Source organism: Microbispora bryophytorum, from assembly GCF_043197435.1.
Taxonomy (GTDB): Bacteria; Actinomycetota; Actinomycetes; order Streptosporangiales; family Streptosporangiaceae; genus Microbispora; species Microbispora bryophytorum.
Window position 1 is genome coordinate 276,611 of the sequence record NZ_JBICTF010000007.1, and the last position, 19,663, is coordinate 296,273.

The following is a 19,663-nucleotide window of genomic DNA, read 5'->3' on the forward strand; positions in this document are numbered from 1 at the left end:
CCTTTTCGGCATTACAGCATGCGCACGACCCGTCTCGGCGTGAAGCAGCCTCCGCCGTATGACGAGACGATCTCCTGATTTACTCGGGAGCCGCAACCACCGGCGTGATCGACGGCGAAGAGGTACGCGTGGAGACCGTCGTCGTGCTGTTCAACCGGGACCTGCGAATTCGTGATCAACCAGCGCTGTCCGAGGCGTGCGCCGTGGCCCGGCACGTCGTTCCGCTGTTCGTGTTCGACCCCGCGATCGGGGCCAGGCACCGCCGCGACTTCCTCCGCGCGTCCCTTCACGACCTGCGGTCGTCCCTGCGCGCACTCGGCGGGGACCTCGTCGTACGGCACGGCGACCCGGTGGCCCACGCCGTACGGGTCGCCGCGGAGGCGGGCGCGTCGGCGATCTGGGCGAGTGAGGACGTCAGCCCGCTGGCGCGGCGGCGGGAGCGGCGCCTGGCGGCGGAGTGCCGGGCCCACCGCCTGGAGTTCCGCCTCTTCCCCGGCGTGACCGTGGTGCCCCCCGGCGCGCTGCGGCCCGGCGGCGGGAGCCACTACCGGGTCTTCTCGCCCTACTGGCGGGCCTGGTCGGCCACCGCGAGACGGCCGGTCCTCGGCGCGCCCCGCCGCCTGTGCCTGCCGCCCGGCATCGATCCGGGCGTCCTGCCCGAGGCGTCCCCCGAGCCGTACGGGATCGTGCGGGGCGGGGAGAGCGAGGCACGGCGGCGGCTGGAGCGGTGGGTGGGCGACGGCCTGGCCTCCTACGCCGAGACCCGCGACCGGATGGCGGGGCGCACCTCGATGCTCAGCGCCTACCTCCACTTCGGCTGCCTGTCGCCCCTGGAGGTGGTGCAGCGCGCCTGCGAACGGCCGGGCGGCGAGGAGTACGTCAGGCAGCTGTGCTGGCGCGACTTCCACTACCAGGTCGTGAACGCCTTCCCCGAGATGGGCCGGCGCGACTACCGGCCCAGAAACGTGGAGTGGCGGCGCGACGAGGAGGCCGAGGCCGCCTGGCGGGAGGGCCTCACCGGGGTTCCCGTCGTGGACGCGGGCATGCGCCAGCTTCTCGCCGAGGGCTGGATGCACAACCGGTTGCGCCTGGTCACCGGCTCCTATCTGACCAAGCGGCTCGGGATCGACTGGCGGGCCGGGCTGGAGCACTTCGCCGAGTGGCTGCTCGACGGCGACATGCCGAACAACTGCGGCAACTGGCAGTGGGTCGCCGGGACGGGCAACGACACCCGGCCCTACCGCATGCTCAACCCACTGCGGCAGGCCAAGAAGTTCGACCCCGAGGGCGAGTATGTGCGGCGTTACGTCCCCGAGCTCGCGTCGCTGCCCGGCGGCCTCGTCCACGAGCCGTGGAAGGTCCGCGGCGGGGTCCCCGGCTACCCCTCCTCACCCCTCGGGGGTGAGCTGCGGGCGTGACGGCCGCCGCGTGCGTCAGCAGCGGATCATCAGCTTCGGTGTCGGCCCCGGCAACCCCGCCGCCGGAAAGCGCGACGTCGCCTCACAGTGACCGGCGGTGGACCTCGTCCACCCGCTCGGTGAGGCCCTTGCGGTCGAGGTGCTCCAGCAGCGGCACCGCGACCCGGCGGCTCGTGCCGAGCGCGCTCCTCGCCTGGCTGACCGTGAACGGCTGCGGCAGCCGGGCCAGCAGCGCCGCCGCCCGCGCGTCGGCGCCCGGCGCGAGGACCACGCCCTCGGTCACGCGCAGCAGCGCCCCGGCCCGTACGGCGGCGGCGAGCTCGCGCGGCCCGAGCCCCAGCGCAGCCAGCCGCCCGGCCTCCGACGCCTGGAACGGGGCCTTGGCGAGGTCGTCCAGCAGGGACCGCACCGCCCCGGCGACCGGAGCGGGCAGCCCCGCGGTCCCGGCCGGGGCGCGGCCCATCGTGGTGATCCGCCCGTCGGCCACCGTCAGCGGCGGCCGTACGAGCGCCGCCACGAGCCTGCGGTCGGGCAGGTCCAGCTCGTGGCGGACGGCCTCCACCGGCATGCCGGGCTCCAGGGGTGATCGGCCGCGTACCGCCGTACGACCTCGGGGAGCCGGGCGGACAGCGCCGACCAGTGATCGGGATCGGCGTGCCAGTCTCCGGCCACCGGCGGTCCCCCGGGCGGGCAGCCCATCGCGGCCAGGTCGGCCTCGCGCAGCAGCAGGTGCGTGCGCAGGAGGGAGGCCGCGTCCGCGGACGCCTCCGCCAGCGCCTTCGCCCGTTCCCTGGCCGCTCCCCGGCGGCGCAGCTCGGGGGGCCGCACGTCGAGCACCGTCGCCCGCGCGAGCACCCGCGGCTCGCCCCGGCCCCGGCCCGGGTCTCGGCCGGGGTCTCGGCCGGGGTCTCGGCCCGGGTCTCGGCCGGGGTCCAGCAGCAGCAGCGCGTCTCCCAGGTGCAGGGGAAGCGGCCGGGCCAGGCGCAGCCGGGCCGCCGCCCCCTCGGCCTCGGTGCCGAGCGGGCGCACCTCGCACGGCACCGACGCCGACCCGATGTGCGCGGTGAGCCGCGCGGGCAGCGGCCCGCGGGCGCCCACCGCCATCGTCACGCGCACGTCGGCCAGGCTCGTCGCCGTCCAGGCACCGGGCGTGACGAGGGCGTGCCCGCGGCGCGGCACGATCCGCCCGCGCAGGTTGAGCGCCACCCGCGCGACCCCGGCGACCGACTCGACGTGCTCCTTGAGCGACTCCAGGGCGCGCACCCGCACCGGCTCGCCGTCCAGCTCCAGCTCGTCTCCCACCTCGACGCGGCCGGCGGGCAGGGTGCCGGTCACGACGGTGCCGCTGCCGCGCACGCTGAACGCCCGGTCGATCCACAGCCGCACCGGTGCCCGCGGATCGGGCGCGGGCAGCGCCGCCACCAGCCGGTCGAGCGCGGCGCGCAGCCCGTCGAGGCCCTCGCCGGTGCGCCCGCTCACCGCCAGGGCCTCCACGTCGCCCAGCCCGGCCTCCGCCAGCCGGTCGCGCGCGTCCTCCAGGGCAGGGGCGGGGTCGGCGAGGTCCGCGCGGGTGACGGCGAGCAGGCCGTGCCGTACGCCGAGGGTGCGCAGCGCGACCAGATGCTCCTCCGACTGGGGCATCCACCCCTCGTCGGCGGCGACGACGAACATCACGGCGGGCACCGGGCCGACCCCGGCGAGCATCGTGCCGAGGAACCGCTCGTGGCCGGGCACGTCGACGAACGCCACCCGCTCCCCGGAGGGCAGCGTCGTCCAGGCGTAGCCCAGCTCGATCGTGAGGCCGCGCCGCCGCTCCTCCTCCAGCCGGTCGGGCTCCATCCCGGTCAGCGCCCGCACCAGGGTCGACTTGCCGTGGTCGACGTGTCCGGCCGTGGCCACGACGTGCATGCGCGGGGCCATCAGGGGGTCGCCGTCAGGACGGCCGCGAGGACCTCACCGTCCCGGTCCTGCGGCACGGCGCGCAGGTCCAGCAGCAGGCGGCCCCCCTCGACCCGGCCGACGACCGGCGGCTCACCCCGCCGCAGCGGTGCGGCCAGCCGCTCCGGCAGGCTCACAGCCACGCTCGGCAGGCGCACTCCGGGAGCTCCGCCCCCGCCCACGGTCGCCTCCGTGGACACGGCCGCCGCGTCCACGCCCGCCTGGCACAGCGCCTTGGCCAGCGCCTCGGCCCGCTCACCGAGAAGGATCGGATCGGCGTGGAGAGCCTGCCGTACGGGGGGCTCCGGGCCGCGCAGCGTCGCCTCGATCGCGGCGAGCGTCAGCTTGTCCACGCGCAGCGCCCGCGCGAGCGGGTGCCGCCTGAGCCGTTCGACCAGGTCGCGGCGGCCGAGCAGCAGGCCCGCCTGCGGGCCGCCGAGCAGCTTGTCGCCGCTCGCGCTGACCAGATCGGCGCCGGCCCGCAGCACGCTCCCGGCGTCGGGCTCCTCGGGCAGGAGGGGATCGCGGTCGAGCAGCCCCGAGCCGATGTCGACGACCACGGGCACGCCCAGCCCGGTCAGCTCGGCCACCTCGACGGAGCCGGTGAAGCCCTCGACCCGGAAGTTCGACGGGTGGACCTTGAGCACGAACCCCGTCTGCGGCCCGAGCACGTCGCGGTAGTCGGCCAGGGCGGTGCGATTGGTCGTGCCCACCTCGCGCAGGCGCGCGCCGGTGGACACGAGCAGGTCGGGGATGCGGAAACCGTCGCCGATCTCGACCAGCTCACCCCTGCTGATCACGATCTCCCGCCCGGCGGCGAGCGCGGTGGCGGCCAGCACGAGGGCGGCGGCGTTGTTGTTGACCACATGGACACCCTCGGCGTCGGGCACGGCCAGGGCCAGCGCCTCGACCGCACCGCGTCCCCGGCGCGCCCGCGCCCCCGTGGCCAGGTCGAACTCCACATCGGTCGCCCCCGCCGCCACCGTCACCGCCTCGACGGCGGCCGGGGACAGCGGCGCGCGGCCCAGGTTCGTGTGGAGCAGCACGCCGGTCATATTGATAACCGGACGGAGGCTCGTGGCGTGGCGCGGCAACGCCGCCAGCGCGGCATCCGCGACGTCCTCCGGCTCGATCTCGCCCTGCCGCACCCGCTGCTGCGCCCGCGCGACCGCGTCCTTGACCGCCGGACGGCCGAGCCGCTCGGCGGCGGCGACCAGCCGCGGATCGGCCAGTACGGCGTCGGTGCGCGGCACCCGCCTCCGTGGATCCACACTTCAAATTACAGCGGCGGCGCCCCGCCCACCCCGGCCTGCTCCCCCCGCCGCTCCGGCGGGTGACACCCTTCTCCTGAATTCGGCGGTAACGGCGGAGTCCTCGTCCGCGAGTCCCCGGTGACCGCCTCGGGAGGAGAGCCCCATGGAGGCACAGGACCACTCCGCCGCCGGTCCTCGCCGGGAACCGGCGGTCCGGGCCGGGACGGCGAACGGACGCGGCGTGCTCGAAGTCAAGGAGGTGCCGCCGGCCCTGCCGGGCTCCGAGCTGGCCGAGGCGACCGCCTGGCCGTACCGGTCCGGCGCCCGGACGGCGAGGTCGTCGCGTCGATCAGCGCGCTCGCGGTGCGACCGGCGGTGCCGGCCGGGCTCACCGAACTCGTGCTGCGCGCATCGCGGGAGATCACGCGCAACCTCGTCCGCACCTGACGCCCGGTCCACTGAGTGGACCGCGCGGCGGCTGTTCCGCAGGGCGTCGCCGACCACGGCCTCGCGAATCGCGTCAATCCGACGATCCTGACCGGCACCCTCGCGAAGGAGCCGCGGTTACTCCTCGGCGAACAGGTCGGCGGCCGACGTCGCGGTGATAGCCCGCCGCGCCCACTCGTCAAGCCGCTTCAAATCCGTGCACTCCATGATGAACGCGCGGTCGTCTTCGTCGACCGGGACCCCCCGCGCCTCCAGGATGGTGAGCACCGCCCTCGCCTCGCCCTCTGCGCGGCCGGCTTCGAGGCCCTTGCCGTAGTGCATCTTCGCGAACGGGCTGTAGACCGGCCAAACAGTGGACTCCATGAGTGCCTCCATCAGGTGTCGGGCGGCCTGCGACGCCATCCGATATCCGTATTCATAGTAATGCGGAGCGTGTTCGTCGGGGAGGTGCTGCAACGCAGCCACGAATGCCTCCACCACCTTTTCATGCTCTCCGTGATTCATCACGGAGAGTGCGGACAGCTCCGGATGTGCGGCCGCCTCCGCAGGGTCGGTGATGACAGGGATATGGTCCGGGCCCATCACCTCGCAGGTCAGCGTGTAACCCGGCAGGCTGGTACGAATTGGTTTGGCCGCCCAAGAGGCGGTCCGGGCCTCAGGGGAGACCACCAGCACCGTGACCGGACAATCCAACTGCAGCCATAAGGCGGCGGCGTACCGAGGTAGCGCACGCTGCTTATCGGGATCCGGCCGCTGCTGGATCTCGACGACGATCGCGTGAAGGGGGGAGTGCCGGGGGCCGACCGTGATCACGACATCGGGTCGTAGATCGATGGACGGACGGTCGTTCAAGTCGTTGCTCGCGACCTGGACCGGAAGCCCGCCGGGTACGTCCACGCCGAGGTGATCGCGGAGCATCTCCACGGCGAACTGCGGTCTGTGCCGGAACAGCAGGTTGAGCGTGTCATGCAGGGGGGACGGCATGACACCGAAAGTTATCAGTTCGTCACCTGCAGTAGTCGCGTCTTGCGAGGCCCGCCGTCAGAAATTCGGTCGGATGCCGCGATGATTCCGGTCTTCCCGAGGTCATGCCCGTGATCGCGTGCACGAAGGAGGGCGTCGGAAACTCGCTCGCAAGCTCGGCGACCGGCTGATCGCGGGATACGTCCTCTATGCGGGTCCGGAGGCGCTCCCCTTCGGGGATCGGATGCGGGCGCTTCCGATGTCCGCGTTGTGGGAGGTGGGGCCGGAGGCCTGACGGGGGAAGGCGAAGGGTGAGCGGAGGTGGACGGGAATCGAACCCGCCAGGCCGAGGACCTCGGCCTCGTCGGTTTTGAAGACCGCGGGGGCCACCAGGCGCCCACACACCTCCAGGGAGAAACCTAACCGGAACGGGGTAGGGACCGGGGCGGCGCCCCGTCGTGGCGGCGCGGCGACGAGCGACGGGAAACGGGTGCGGCGGCATGACCGAGACGACGGAGCGGGCCGGGATCCGGCTGACCCAGCAGGCGCACGGAGGCGGCTGCGCCTGCAAGATTCCCCCGGGCGAGCTGGAGAGCATCGTGGCCGGGCTCGTGGCCCCCGACCCGTCGGCGTACGCGCACGAGCTGATCATCGGGCTGGACGACGGCGACGACGCGGCCGTGGTCAGGATCGAGGGCGGCCGGGCGGTCGTCGCGACCGCGGACTTCTTCACCCCCGTCGTGGACGACCCGTACGACTGGGGGCGGATCGCGGCCACCAACGCGCTGTCCGACGTGTACGCGGTGGGCGGCGAACCGGTCGTGGCGGTGAACCTGCTGGGCTGGCCCAGGGAGACGCTGTCCATGGACCTCGCCAGAGAGGTGCTGCGCGGCGGCCTGGACGTGGCGCGGGCGGCGGGCTGCCACGTCGCGGGCGGGCACAGCGTGGACGACCCCGAGCCGAAGTACGGCATGGCGGTCACCGGCCTGGCCGACCCCGACCGGTTGCTGCGCATCGACGCGGGCCGGGCGGGAATGCCGATCTCCCTCACCAAACCGCTCGGCGTGGGTGTGCTCAACACGAGGCACAAGGCGACCGGCGAGGTGTTCTCACAGGCGATCGAGGTCATGACGACGCTCAACCGGGACGCCTCGCGGGCGGCGCTGGCCGCCGGGGCCGGGTGCGCGACCGACGTGACCGGGTTCGGCCTGCTCGGCCACCTCTACAAGCTGGCCAGGGCGAGCGGCGTCACGGCCGTGGTCGACGTGGCGGCCGTGCCCTACCTGGAGGGCGCGCGGCAGGCGGTGCGCGACGGCTACGTGAGCGGGGGTACCCGCCGCAACCTGGATTGGGTCCACCCCCACCTCGATCCGGGCCGATACGCGGAGGAGGACCTGCTCCTGCTGGCCGACGCCCAGACCTCCGGCGGCCTGCTGGTCGCCGGCGAGGTCCCCGGCGCGCCGATCGTCGGCGAACTCGTCCCGGCCGAGGCCGCCGCCGCGATCCGGCTCGTCTGAGAACGCGGCGCGGGCCGCGATCCGGCTCGTCTGAGAACGCGGCGCGGGCCGCGATCCGGCTCGTCTGAGAACGCGGCGCGGGCCGTGGTCGCGGCGAGGTGGTAGACCCGGGACATGCGACCTGAGCCCGGCGAGGTGCTGCATTTCTCCGAAGACCCGGAGATCACCCGATTCGTTCCGCATGTGGCGGCCACCGCGCGGCAGCCGGAGGCGTACGTCTGGGCTGTGACGGCCGAGCGCAGCCCCGACTACTGGTTTCCCCGCCAGTGTCCGCGGGCCATGGCCTGGACGACCCCGGCGACCACGGACGACGACCACGACCGGATCATCGGGCCGGGCTGCGGCCGGCGCGTCCACGCCATCGAGTACGGCTGGCTGGAGGCGTTCCTGACCGTCCGCCTGTACGCCTACCGCTTCTCGGCGGAGAAGTTCGTCCCGTTCGGAGAGCCGGTGCCGAGCGCGGTGGTCGCGACCGAGCCCGTCGAACCTCTCGGGCCGCCCGAACCCGTCGGCGACCTGCTGCGGCTGCACGAGGATGCCGGCATCCAGCTCAGGCTGCTGGACAACCTCTGGCCGTTCTGGGACGCGGTGACCACCAGTTCCCTGGGCTGGAGCGGCATCCGCCTCCGCAACGCCCGCCCCCGGCCGGCGTAACGGAGCACGTCAGGCGTTGTTCAGGTAGGTGAGGACGGCGAGGACCCGGCGGTTGTTGTTGCCGTCGTCGGTGATGCCGAGCTTGCCGAAGATCGAGGTCGTGTGCTTGCTGATGGCGCTCTCGCTGAGGAAGAGTCGCTGGCCGACGGCCTGATTCGACAGCCCTTCGGCCATCAGGCCGAGCACGTCGTGTTCGCGTTCCGTGAGCCGTTCGAGCCGCCGGTTCGACGACCCGCTGGACAGCAGTTTGGCGATGACGGCCGGGTCCATGGCGGTCCCGCCGCCGGCCACCCGCTCCAGGGCGTCGACGAACTGATCGGCGTCGAACACGCTCTCCTTGAGGAAGTAGCCGATGCCGCCGGTGCCGTCGGCCAGGAGTTCGCGGGCGTACAGCTGTTCGACGTGCTGGGAAAGGATCAGGATCGGCAGTCCGGGCACCCGGCGGCGGGCGTCGAGAGCCGCCCGCAGTCCCTCGTCCGACTGGGTCGGCGGCATGCGGACGTCGACGACCGCGACGTCCGGCCGCTGGGTCAGCAGCGCGTCGAGCGTCTCCGGCCCGGTGGTCGCCGTCGCCACCACCTGGTGCCCGTACGCCTCCAGGAGGCGGACCATCCCGTCGCGCAGGAGGTAGAGGTCTTCGGCTACAACGATTCGCATGGCACAACCATTCTCACGCGGGTCGGGCCGCCCGCCGGACTCGTGACCTCCAGGGTGCCGTCGAAGACCGCGAGACGGCGACGTAGCCCGTCGAGTCCGCCACCCGACCGCACGCCGGCCCCGCCCGTGCCGTCGTCCTCGACGTCGACGACGACGCCTGCGCCGGTGCGGGCGATGGAGATCCCGGCGCGGGTCGCGCGGGCGTGCTTGGCCGCGTTGGCGAGCAGTTCGGCGACTCCGAAATACAGGGCGGACTCGATCGGCGGGTCCAGGCGCAGCCGAAGGTCGGCGCTGACCGCGGCTTCGAGGGAGCTGTCCAGGGCGAGAGCGCGAACGGCGTCGACGAGCCCGCGCTCGGTCAGCACCGGCGGGCTGATGCCCCTGACCAGGTCGCGGAGCTCGGCCAGGGACGCGGTGGCCCCTGCTCGCGCGTCCCGCAGCAGCGCCTTGGCCCGGTCGGGGTCGGTCTCCATCAGCTTCTCCACGGTCGCCAAGGACATCCCGAGCGCGACCATGCGCGCCTGCGCTCCGTCGTGCAGGTCCCGTTCGATGCGCCGGATCTCGGCGGCCTGCGCGACCGTCGTGTCGGCGCGCTGGGCCGTCAGCTCATCCACCCGGTCCGCCAGTGCCATCGCCGGCGACGGCCGCAGGAACCGGACGGCCACCGGCCGGACCGGCCGCCAGGCGTACGGAGCGGCGCCGACGGCCACGGCCACGCCGAGCACCCCGATGAGACGCATGGAGGGCGCCGGGTGGCCGAACCCGACGACCGCCGCCACGACTCCGGCCGGCGGGACGGCCGCGATCACCCCCATGGTGAACGGAGCGATCACCGCGAACCGCAGGTCACGCCAGGTGGCGGGATCGCTCCACCAGAGCCGCATCCTCTGGTCCCGGCGGGCGTCGCGGCTGGTGCGCTCGTAGGAGAATCCGTTCCACCAGTACCCCGTCGACATGCGCACCACCGGCGCGGCCTGCCGATATCCGGGAGGAATGACGGTGCCCGTCCATCTGGCGACGAGGGCGCGGACCATCCGGCAGATCGGGCGGGCCAGGGCGAGCGTGCCGACGCACGCCCACAGGAGCGGCGCCAGCCCGGGCCACGGGTTGCCGCCCCACCACCACATCCACAGCCCCGCGGCGGCGGCCCACACGGCCGGGACCAGCATGCTGACGACGAGCACGACGCACGCTCGCACGAACCCAACGGCGGCACTCGCCAGCCACGACACCAGCTGTCGCATGAGCCTTCCTTCGTACTCCACGACCCCGGTTCCCGAGGTGTTCGGCGATGCGCCGGTCCGGGCCGGTACGGCGTGATGTTTCCACTGTGTACCGCACAGAGCACGGCGCCCAGCCGATCGCCCCCGGAGTGGGTCTGGCCCCACCCCCGCGTACGTCCAGACGCATACCGCGCCGCCCGTCCGCTCTCTAGCGTCGAGACCACGACGAGAAGGAGAAACGACATGACCACCATCACCGGCGCCACGGCACACCTCGACGACAGCCGCACCCGAGAGGCCTTCGACCTGGCGAAGAAGTGCGTCACGCTCTCCGGCATGATCTGCGGCATCACCCTCGCGACGGTCGCCGTGCTGTCGATCGCCGATCACATGGAGACCCCGTTCATGTGGGTCCGGGCCGTCATACTGCTCGCCATCGCTCCGATGCTCCACCGGATGATCGTGCGTGCGTCGCAGGGATCGCGGCGCAGCTTCGACCGTATGCGCACCATCAGCGTCACCATGCCGATCGCGATCATCGGCGTCGACCTGATCCCCGGCATCTGCCCGGCGTGGTACGCCGTGATGCAGGCCATGAGCGTCCTGCCCCTGGTCGCGGTCGCCTTCATCCTCAACGGCTCTGGGCCCCGCGCCGCTTTCCCCAAGACGCGCTGAGCATCCGCTGCCGCGGCGCCCGGCCGGCGAGCCGGACGCCGCGACCGCGTACTTCAGGCCGGCGGGGTGACCGCTCAGCCGAGGTGCCGGGCGAAGAACCGGACCGCGCTGTCGGCCTCGAACCTGGGCAGTTCCTTGTGCCTGCCCGCGTTGGCGTGCAACGTCTTCTCCTTTGAGGCGAAGGCGTCGAACAGCGCGAGAGCGGCCTCGCGCGGAATGTGCTCGTCGTCCCATTGCATGTCGAACTCGATCGGGACGGTGATCCGCCTCGCCTTCTCGGCCAGGACATCGGGCCAGTGCTGGCCGAAGACCGCGGCCGTGATCCTGGGTTCGATCGCCACAAGTGGTATTCCGATCGCGGTGCCCATGTTGATGCCGAAGTAGCCGACCCGCCCGTCGGCACCGATCTCCGGAAGTTCCTGGAGCGCGTCCAGGGTCGCCTGCCATTCGGGCACGGTGAGCTCCGCCAGGTGGGCGTTGTAGCGGACGACGATCGGTCCTTCCGGCTCGCCCGCCGCCCTCGCCCGGAACAGCTCGGCGATCTCCTGCTCGTCGTGCGCCGTACGCGGCCGGTCGCCGTGACCGGGCGCGTCGATGACGGCGACGTGGAAGCCGCAGCCGGTCACGAGAAGGCGGGCGCGGCCCGCCATCGCCGGATGCTTCTTGTGGTTGCCGCCGCCGTGGCCCATCAGGACCAGGGGCGCGCGATCGGCGCCGGGAGCCGGCGACCAGAGAACCCCGGGGACGCCGCCCACGGTGAAGTCGCGTTCGACCATGCCGTCCGACGACGACTCGGCGGTGAACTGCAGAGAGTGCACAGGTGTTGCCTTTCGGGAGAGCCTTGTTGTCGAGGCGCTCCCGGCGACACCTACGTCGATCGCCCGGCCGTGATGGGAAGGGGGAGCACCCACATCGATCCTGCGTTCATGGGTCTCACCTCCTCGGGCGGTTCACGGTCACCGGCACGTTACCAAGCTCGTCGATCGTTTCTCGAACCCTTTTCAGCGGCCGGGGGCGGAGGCGGGGTGGCCGGCGTCGAGGCGGTCGCGTTGCGGCACGACGGTGTACTTGGGGTCCTTGGCCGAGGCCCGGCCCGCCTCCAGCACGCCGAACCGGGTGCACAGGGCCCCGGCGGTGATCGCGAGCCCGGACAGCGCGGTGAGGGCCCGGCTGCGCCCGGCGACCGTGGCGAGCAGGCCGCCACCGAGGGTGAGCACGCGGGAGGCCCGCATGAGTCTGCCCGCCCTGCCCGTGCGGTACGGCTCGCCGACGAGACCGAGGCGACGCTCCATCAGCCCACCGGCGACGACCTCGGCCACGGCGCCCGCCGCCGCGGCGGCGCGGGCGGGCCCGGCCTGCGCCCTGGGCGTGGTCAGCATCAGGGCCGCGCCCGCGGAGGCGAGCGCGCTCCCCGAGAACAGGAACGGCAGCTCGCGCATCCCCTCGTGCCACGACGGCACGGCGGTGTCGGCGAGAAGGACGGCCGTGTACGTCGCCATCGCCAGGCCGCTCAGGCCGCTCGCCACCGACGCGGCGTCGCCCGCCGGGGTCAGCAGGCCGGTCACCGCCGCGCCGGCCGCGACGCCGGTCAGCCCGCTGTGGGCGGCCAGCGTCCATGAGCCGACGCTCATCGGCGAGGTGGGCTTGAACACGCGCAGCATGTTCAGGAAGCGCTCGGGACGGCCCAGCTCGGCCACGAGGAAGACCGCACCGGCGCTCGCCGCGCCGAAGGCGGTCATCCGGGCGGCCAGCTCCAGCCGATCCCGCCCGGTGAGGCGGGCGGCCGCCGCCATCGCGCCCGCCGCGCCGGACAGCCCGCCCAGATAGAGGTACGCCGGCATGTGGGGTTCGTGCCAGATGGGCTGTTTGATGACCGGCTGGCCGTAGTAGGACCGGAACTCGGCGTCCGGCACCATCTCGTCCCGGCGCCTCGGCATCAGTGCCTCCCCACAGAAACGATCACGGCTTCCTCCCGGCGAAGCACACGGCGACGCCGGCGGCCAGGGCGAGCGCCGCGCCGCCCGCCCAGCGCCACATCGCGGGCAGGTCGCGGGTGGTCACCACGGGATCCGGCGGCAGGCCGTACGTCTCCGGCTCGTCCAGCAGCAGGAAGAACGCGCCCGTGCCGCCCACCCCGTCGTCCGGGTCCGCGCCGTACAGCCGGGCCTGCGTCGTGCCCTCGGCGTGCAGCCGTTCGACCCGTTCCGCGGCCCGCTCCCGCAGCTCGTCGAGCGGCCCGAACTGGATGGACTTCGTCGGGCACGCCTTGGCGCAGGCGGGCTCCATGCCGCCGCGCAGCCGGTCGTAGCAGAGCGTGCACTTCCACGCCCGGCCGTCGTCCTCCCTGCGGTCGATCACCCCGTACGGGCAGGCGGGGACGCAGTAGCCGCAGCCGTTGCAGACGTCGGCCTGCACGACGACGGTGTCGAACTCGGTGCGGAACAGCGCCCCGGTGGGGCAGACGTCGAGGCAGGCGGCGTGGGTGCAGTGCTTGCACACGTCCGACGACATCAGCCACCGGCCGTCCTGCTCGACGAACGCCACGTGCCGCCAGGTGCTCGCGCCGAGCGCGCCGGTGTTGTCGTAGGAGGTGGCCCGGAACACGAACCCGTCGTCGGGCACGTCGTTCCACTCCTTGCAGGCCACCTCGCAGGCCTTACAGCCGATGCAGACGGTCGTGTCGGTGAAGAAGCCCATCCGCTGCTCAGCCATCGCGGTACCTCTCGATCAGGTCGAGCAGCGCCCGGCCGCGCGGGCGCCGCCCCGGCAGGACGTCACAGGTGCCGGCCTTGCTCTCCTGGATGTAGACGTTCGGGTCGAGCACGATCGACGGCAGGTCGTTGACGACGTCCCCGGTGACGACCCCACCGCTGCTGTATCCCCAGTGGTACGGCATGACGATCTGGTGGACGACCTTCCCGTTCAGGCGCAGGGGCCGTACGCGGCCGGTCACGAGCACGCGCAGCTCGATCGCGGCCCGCGCGGTGACGATCGTCGCCCAGTCGCCGTTGTCCAGCCCGATCTCCTCCGCCATCTCCCGGGACACCTCGCAGAACGCCTCCGGCTGCAGCTCCGCGAGGTAGGGCAGGGGCCTGCTCATGGCGCCTGTCGTGTGGTGCTCGGTGAGCCTGCTCGTCGTGTAGACGTACGGGAACCGGGGCGACAGCGCCGGGTTGTACGGGTTCTCCGGGCGGTCGATGGTCCGGCGGGCCGGGTTGGCCTGCTGTCCGTACAGCGTGTTGGGCACCGGCGACTCGTGCGGCTCGTAGTGCGTGGGCAGCGGCCCGTCGGCCAGGCCGGACGGGACGAACAGCCAGCCCCTGCCGTCCGACTGCATGATGAACGGGTCGGTGCCGGCCAGCGCGTCCTGCGCCCTGGCCCCTTCCGGTGGCCGGTAGTCCGGCGCCTTGTCCTCCTCGAAGTCCGGCACGTCGGGTCCGGTCCATTTGGTCCCGTCCCAGTACACGTACTTCTTCCGCTCGCTCCACGGGCGGCCCTGCGGGTCGGCCGAGGCGCGGTTGTAGAGGATGCGCCGGTTGGCCGGCCAGGCCCAGCCCCATTCGAGCGCGACAGGCCCCTGCTCGGTGTGCGACGTGCGCCGGGCCGCCATGTTGACCCCGTCGGCGTACACCCCGCAGTAGATCCAGCAGCCGCAGCTCGTCGAGCCGTCGGGCTCCAGCTCGCGCAGCGACGCCAGCGGGCGGCCGTCGGCGGCGGTGCCGTTGATCTCGCGCAGGACGGCCGCGGCGTCGGGGTCACGCTGCGCGCCGATTTCCGGGTAGTCCCAGGTCAGCTCCGTCACCGGCCGGTCGATCTCGTCGTCGCCGAGCCGCTGCCTGATCCGCTTGCCGAGGTGGTAGTAGAACCACAGGTCGCTGCGGCAGTCGTCCGGCGGGTCGAGGGCCTTCTCCCGCCACTGCAGCAGCCGCTGGGTGTTGGTGAAGGTGCCCTCCTTCTCCACGTGGCTCGCGGCCGGTAGGAAGAAGACCTCGGTGCCGATCTCCCCGGTCCGCAGCTCGCCCGTCTCGATCTCCGGCGCGTCCTTCCAGAACGTCGCGGTCTCCACCAGCATGAGGTCGCGGACCACCAGCCAGTCGAGGTTGGCCAGGCCGAGGCGCTGCGCCTTGCCGTTGGCCGAGCCGACGGCCGGGTTCTCGCCCACGACGAAGTAGCCCTTGACCGTGCCGTCGATCTGGCCCATCACGGTCGCGTAGTGGCCGTGGTCGCCGGTGAGCCGCGGCAGGTAGTCGAAGCGGTAGTCGTTGGCCTCCGTCGCCGCGTCGCCCCACCAGGCCTTGAGCAGGCTGACGACGTACGCCCGCCGGTTGCCCCACCAGCCGGTGTCGGCGCCCTCCTGCTCCAGATAGTGGTCGAGGCCGTCGTGCCGGTGGGCGTGCGGCATCGCGATGTATCCCGGCAGCAGGTTGAAAAGCGTCGGGATGTCGGTGGAGCCCTGGATGCTCGCATGCCCGCGCAGCGCCATGATGCCGCCGCCCGGCCTGCCCATGTTGCCCAGCAGCAGCTGCAGGATCGCGGCGGCCCTGATGTACTGCACGCCGACCGAGTGCTGCGTCCAGCCGACGGAGTAGACCCACGCCGTGGTCCGCTCCCGGCCCGAGTTGGCCGTGACGGCCTCGGCCAGCTCGTGGAACCGCTCCGGCGGGATGCCGCACAGCTCCTCGACCATCTCCGGCGTGTAGCGGGAGTAGTGCCTCTTGAGGATCTGGTAGACGCAGCGCGGGTCGGTCAGCGTCGGGTCGCTCGGCGGCGACGCGCTCGCGCCCGCGCCGCGGGCGCCGTAGGAGTCGGACCCCGCCGCCTCCGCGTGGTGCCCGCCGCCCTCGACCGGCTCCTCCTCCTCGGGCACGTCGCCCTCGTACGCCCAGGTCGACGGGTCGTACCTGCCGGTCTCCTCGTCGAAGCCGGAGAACAGGCCGTCGAGGTCCTCGGTGTCGCGGAAGTCCCGGTTCACCAGCGTCGCGGCGTTCGTGTATGCGAGGACGTACTCGCGGAAGTCGAGCCCGTTCGAGAGCACATGGTTGATCAGTGCGCCGAGCAGCACGATGTCGGTGCCGGCGCGGATCGCGAGATACCTGTCGACGGTCGCGCTGGTGCGGCTGAAGCGCGGGTCGACGTGGAAGACCTTCGCGCCGCGCGCACGGGCCTCCATCACCCACTGGTACCCCACCGGATGGCACTCGGCCATGTTGGAGCCCTGGATGACGATGCAGTCAGCGTTGGCCAGATCCTGCTGATACTGGGTCGCGCCGCCACGCCCGAAGCTGGTCCCCAGACCGGGGACGGTGGAGGAGTGTCATATGCGCGCCTGGTTCTCGACCTGGATCGCGCCGAGGGCGGTGTAGAGCTTCTTCATCAGGTAGTTCTCTTCGTTGTCGAGCGTCGCCCCGCCCAGGCCGGCGATGCCCAGAGTCCTCCTGACCTCGTGCCCCTCGTGCGTCTGCTGCCAGGTCTCGCGCCGGGTCCGCACGACCCGGTCGGCGATCATGTCCATCGCGGTCTCGAGGTCGAGCGGCTCCCACTCGGTGCCGTACGGCCTGCGGTAGAGGACCTTCGTCTGGCGGCCGGGGTGGGTGACGAGCTGCTTGCTGGCCGCTCCCTTCGGGCACAGCCGCCCGCGGGAGATCGGCGAGCCGGGGTCGCCCTCGATCTGGGTGACCTTGCCGTCCTTGACGTAGACGAGCTGGCCGCAGCCCACGGCGCAGTAGGGACAGACGGAACGCGCGACGGTGTCGGCGTCCTCGACCCGGGGCCGCAGGGCGTCCGTACGCGCCGAGCGCGCCGCCCGCCCTCTGCCGTCCTCTCCCTTGAGCTGCCGGATCACCGGCCAGCGGGAGAGCCATCCACCACCCACGACGCCTCTGATGCCCCGGTCACGACGGTCTAATCATGAGAAATCACCGTGTGAGGCACCGTGTCCTCCACCACCTGCCGGGACGTGACCGCGTGGAGGTAGCCCCGGGCGAGCGCCCGACGCCCGGACGAGCGGTGCAGCTCGCCGAGCAGCCGCCGGGTGGCCGCCTCCCCGCTCCGGTCGCCGAGCTGCCGGAAGATCGCCAGCGAGCTCTCCAGCCGGGCCGAGCCGTGCCGCCAGTCGCCCCTTGCCGCCTGGAGCCCGCCCAGGCCCTGCATCGCGTACGCCGCGCAGTGGCGGTCGCCGAAGCCCTCGAATATCGTCAGCGCCCGGCCCTGGGCCCGCATCGCCCGCCCGGTCTCCCCCGCGAGGTCGTGCAGGCGGCCGATCTGCAGCGACACGCAGCCCTCCCTGTGGGCGTCGCCGAGCTCCCGCGCCAGGCGCAGCGCGCCGCCGAGCCAGTCGGCGGCGCCGTTCAGGTCGCCCGCGCTCAGGCAGGTGCGCCCGAGCGCCTGCCGGGCGTACGCCTCGCCCGACCGGTCGTCCAGCGACACGAACATCCCGAAGGCCCTGCGGAAGTGCCGGGAGGCGGCGGCCTGATCGCCCCGGAACTGGCCGGCCGCGCCCAGCCCGCAGACCGAGACCGCCTCGCCCCTGACGTCCCCGAGCGAGCGGAAGATCGCCCGGGACCGGCGGAACATGCCGGCCGCCTGGACGTACCTGTCCCGGTAGAGGGCCACCTGGCCGAGCCCCCGCAGCATCGCGGCCTCACCCGCCCGGTCTCCGGCGGTGCGGGCGGCCTCCAGGGCGACCCGGTGGGTCTCCTCCCAGGGGCCGAGGTGACAGCGCAGGTCGAAGTAGGGCACGAGCGCCGCCGCCAGGCCCCAGGCGGCGCCGGCCAGCCCCGCCTCCGCGGCCAGCCGTACGGCCTCGACCAGGGTCTCGTGCTCGGCGCCGAACCAGGTGACCGGGTCGGCGGCGACCCGGCGCAGGGCGTCTTCGGGCAGCCGCCAGCGCCGGGCGGCGGGCGAGGTCAGCCGGAAGACCGTGGTGGGCAGGCGGGCCGTGGCGTGTTCGGCGGCGGCCGTCCAGCCCGCGACCACGCGCGCCAGCGCCGGCATGTCCACCCCGCCCGCCTTGTCCCTGGCGTCGACGCGCAGCAGGTCGGGCAGCCGGTAGCGGGGCTGGCCGAGGAGGTCGGTCCCCACCGGGCGCAGCAGGTTCGCGTCGACCAGCACGTCGGTCACGTCGTCGCTTCGATGCCGGTCGAGCACGGCGTCGACCACCCAGCCGGGCAGCGGCCGGGTGCCGAGCAGGCCGAGCGCGCGGAACGTGCGCGCGGCGTCGTCCGGCAGCAGGCGGTAGCTGCGGTCGAAGGACTCCCGCACCTCCAGGTCGCCGGCCCGCAACTCGGCGAGCCGGGCCGTCTCGTCGTCGAGCCGTCGCCGCAGCACGGCAGGCGACCAGCCGGGGCGGGCGGCGAGCCGGGCCCCGGCCACCCGGATCGCGAGCGGCAGCCGGCCACAGGCCCGCACGATGGCGGCGGCCTCCTCCGGCTCCCGCTCCAGCCGCTCCCCGCCCACGATCGCCGTCAGCAGCCCCAGCGCCTCCGCCTGTGGCAGGACGTCCAGGTCGATCCGCGCGGCGCCGGGCAGTTCGGTGATGCGGCGCCTGCCGGTCACGACGACGGCGCTGCCGCCGCCCGGCAGCAGCGGCCCCACCTGCGCGGCGCCCGCCGCGTCGTCGAGCACGACCAGCATCGGACGTTCGGCCAGCAGGGTGCGGTAGAGCGCGGCACGCTCGTGCACCGTGGGCGGCAGCGGCTCGGCCGCCCCCAGCGCGCGCAGCGCCTCGGCCAGCAGCTCCCCCGGCTCGGCCCGCGACCAGGCGGTGCCGCCCAGCGACAGGAAGAGCTGGCCGTGGGGGTAGGCCTCGCGGACGGCGTGCGCGCACCGCACCGCGAGCGCGGTCTTGCCGACGCCCGGCGGCCCGGTGACGACCGCGACCCCGCCGGGGGCGAGCGCCCGGGTCAGCGCCGCTACCTCGACGGCCCGCCCGGTGAAGTCCACCAGGTCGGGCGGCAGCTGACGCGGCACGACCAGGGCCGGGCCGAAGACCGGCGCGCCATGCGGCGCGGACGCGCCGCCGGGAGGACCGGAGGCGGTGGCGCGTGCGGGCTCGGTGGGGAGACCGGGCGGGGCGGACGGTCGCGGGGGCGGCTCCCCGGCGAGCACGGCCTCGTGCGCCCGGCGCAGCTCGGGGCCGGGCTCGATGCCGAGTTCGGTCACGAGGTGTTCGCGGACCGTCGCGAAGGCCTGCAGCGCCTCGCCCTGCCGCCCCGACCAGTGCAGGGCCAGCATGAGCCTGCGCCACAGGTCCTCGCGGAAGGGATGGTCGGCGAGCAGCGCCCGCAGCTCCCCGACCGCCTCGCCGTACTCCCCGGCCGCCATGAGCAGCTCGACCAGGTCTTCGGCGGCGCGCAGCCGCGCCTGGGCGAGCCGTTCGAGCCGGCGGTCCCACAGCGGGCTGCCGGGCAGGTCGGACAGCGGGACGCCCTGCCACAGCGCCAGCGCCCGCGCCAGCAGGCCGGCCGCCTCGCCCGGCCGGCCCCGCGCCCGGCACTCCCGCGCGGCGGCCACCCGCTCCTCGAACAGCAGCAGGTCGAGCTCGTGCGGCGGCACCTCGATCGCGTACCCCGCCCCGAGGGCCCGGATGCGGGCCGGGGCCTGCCCGAGCTCGGCGCGCAGCGCGCTCGCGTACGTGCGGAGGTTGGCCGCGGTCGAGCGCGGCCGGTGGTCCGGCCACAGCACCTCGGCGAGTTCGTCGCCGCCGACCGTGTGGCCGGCGTGGAGGAGGAGGGTGGCCAGGAGCATGCGGGGTTTGCGGCCGCCGAGCCGTGGCGCCGTGCCCGGCAGGCGGACCTCCAGGGGACCAAGGACGCTGAAAATAGGCTGATCGACTGTCATGACCGCGTTGCTCCTCGAAGGACCGGTTCGCCATGACTCGCCCACCCTTTGTACCGAATTCTTGATGTTTTTTGTGCGGC

The 19,663-nt window shown here is 73.4% G+C and carries 15 protein-coding genes and 1 tRNA gene; 4 read left to right on the plus strand and 12 right to left on the minus strand.

What is annotated here, in order from left to right:
- Positions 1-104: 104 nt before the first annotated feature.
- A complete protein-coding gene (locus ACGFIB_RS25470; protein WP_393375475.1) occupies positions 105-1,418 on the plus strand; it encodes a cryptochrome/photolyase family protein in 1,314 nt (437 codons plus the stop codon).
- Positions 1,419-1,500: 82 nt separating this feature from the next.
- On the opposite strand, the gene ACGFIB_RS25475 is transcribed toward ACGFIB_RS25470, so the two are convergent.
- The 5 genes from ACGFIB_RS25475 to ACGFIB_RS25495 all read right to left on the minus strand — a co-directional run bounded on the left by ACGFIB_RS25475 (position 1,501) and on the right by ACGFIB_RS25495 (position 6,428).
- Complete coding sequence (locus ACGFIB_RS25475) at positions 1,501-1,986, minus strand: SelB domain-containing protein (protein WP_393375477.1); 486 nt, start codon at positions 1,984-1,986, stop codon at positions 1,501-1,503.
- Positions 1,908-3,338, minus strand: coding sequence for a selenocysteine-specific translation elongation factor (gene selB, locus ACGFIB_RS25480; protein WP_393375480.1), 1,431 nt, complete (start codon positions 3,336-3,338; stop codon positions 1,908-1,910). The genes ACGFIB_RS25475 and selB overlap by 79 nt, the downstream gene beginning before the upstream one ends.
- Positions 3,338-4,627: an L-seryl-tRNA(Sec) selenium transferase gene (selA, locus tag ACGFIB_RS25485; protein ID WP_393375482.1), complete on the minus strand. Its 1,290-nt coding sequence runs from the start codon at positions 4,625-4,627 to the stop codon at positions 3,338-3,340. Before selA ends, selB begins: the two co-directional genes overlap by 1 nt.
- 546 nt (positions 4,628-5,173) lie before the next feature.
- Complete coding sequence (locus tag ACGFIB_RS25490) at positions 5,174-6,040, minus strand: hypothetical protein (protein WP_357245344.1); 867 nt, start codon at positions 6,038-6,040, stop codon at positions 5,174-5,176.
- Between the two features lie 294 nt (positions 6,041-6,334).
- Positions 6,335-6,428, minus strand: a tRNA-Sec gene (locus tag ACGFIB_RS25495).
- 91 nt (positions 6,429-6,519) lie between these two features.
- Between ACGFIB_RS25495 and selD the strand changes: the two genes are divergently transcribed.
- The gene (gene selD / locus ACGFIB_RS25500; protein WP_393375485.1) at positions 6,520-7,536 is read left to right on the plus strand and encodes a selenide, water dikinase SelD; all 1,017 of its coding nucleotides are present in this window, start codon (positions 6,520-6,522) and stop codon (positions 7,534-7,536) included.
- Positions 7,537-7,650: 114 nt separating this feature from the next.
- Complete coding sequence (locus ACGFIB_RS25505) at positions 7,651-8,190, plus strand: DUF6886 family protein (protein ID WP_357262357.1); 540 nt, start codon at positions 7,651-7,653, stop codon at positions 8,188-8,190.
- Between the two features lie 9 nt (positions 8,191-8,199).
- Here ACGFIB_RS25505 and ACGFIB_RS25510 read toward each other — a convergent pair whose 3' ends face one another.
- Both ACGFIB_RS25510 and ACGFIB_RS25515 read right to left on the minus strand, forming a co-directional pair.
- Positions 8,200-8,847, minus strand: a complete 648-nt coding sequence (locus ACGFIB_RS25510; protein WP_357262354.1) for a response regulator transcription factor — start codon at positions 8,845-8,847, stop codon at positions 8,200-8,202.
- Positions 8,832-10,091 carry a sensor histidine kinase gene (locus ACGFIB_RS25515; RefSeq protein WP_357262351.1) on the minus strand — a complete coding sequence of 420 codons (1,260 nt, stop codon included), beginning with the start codon at positions 10,089-10,091 and terminating at the stop codon, positions 8,832-8,834. The genes ACGFIB_RS25510 and ACGFIB_RS25515 overlap by 16 nt, the downstream gene beginning before the upstream one ends.
- 222 nt (positions 10,092-10,313) lie before the next feature.
- Here ACGFIB_RS25515 and ACGFIB_RS25520 point away from each other — a divergent pair, with 222 nt between their 5' ends.
- On the plus strand, positions 10,314-10,745 hold the full coding sequence (locus ACGFIB_RS25520) for a hypothetical protein (RefSeq protein ID WP_393375488.1): 432 nt from the start codon (positions 10,314-10,316) through the stop codon (positions 10,743-10,745).
- Positions 10,746-10,819: 74 nt separating this feature from the next.
- Here the strand turns inward: ACGFIB_RS25520 and ACGFIB_RS25525 are convergent, their stop codons facing one another.
- The 5 genes from ACGFIB_RS25525 to ACGFIB_RS25545 all read right to left on the minus strand — a co-directional run bounded on the left by ACGFIB_RS25525 (position 10,820) and on the right by ACGFIB_RS25545 (position 19,583).
- Positions 10,820-11,563, minus strand: a complete 744-nt coding sequence (locus ACGFIB_RS25525) for an alpha/beta hydrolase family protein (protein WP_393375491.1) — start codon at positions 11,561-11,563, stop codon at positions 10,820-10,822.
- Positions 11,564-11,746: 183 nt separating this feature from the next.
- On the minus strand, positions 11,747-12,682 hold the full coding sequence (gene nrfD / locus ACGFIB_RS25530; protein WP_393375494.1) for an NrfD/PsrC family molybdoenzyme membrane anchor subunit: 936 nt from the start codon (positions 12,680-12,682) through the stop codon (positions 11,747-11,749).
- A 22-nt stretch (positions 12,683-12,704) separates the two neighbouring features.
- Complete coding sequence (locus ACGFIB_RS25535) at positions 12,705-13,457, minus strand: 4Fe-4S dicluster domain-containing protein (protein WP_393375496.1); 753 nt, start codon at positions 13,455-13,457, stop codon at positions 12,705-12,707.
- Positions 13,450-16,617 (minus strand): formate dehydrogenase, encoded by a 3,168-nt coding sequence (fdh, locus tag ACGFIB_RS25540; protein WP_393375499.1) that lies wholly within the window; start codon positions 16,615-16,617, stop codon positions 13,450-13,452. Before fdh ends, ACGFIB_RS25535 begins: the two co-directional genes overlap by 8 nt.
- A gap of 29 nt (positions 16,618-16,646) precedes the next feature.
- A complete protein-coding gene (locus ACGFIB_RS25545) occupies positions 16,647-19,583 on the minus strand; it encodes an AfsR/SARP family transcriptional regulator (RefSeq protein ID WP_393375502.1) in 2,937 nt (978 codons plus the stop codon).
- Between the last annotated feature and the right edge of the window lie 80 nt (positions 19,584-19,663).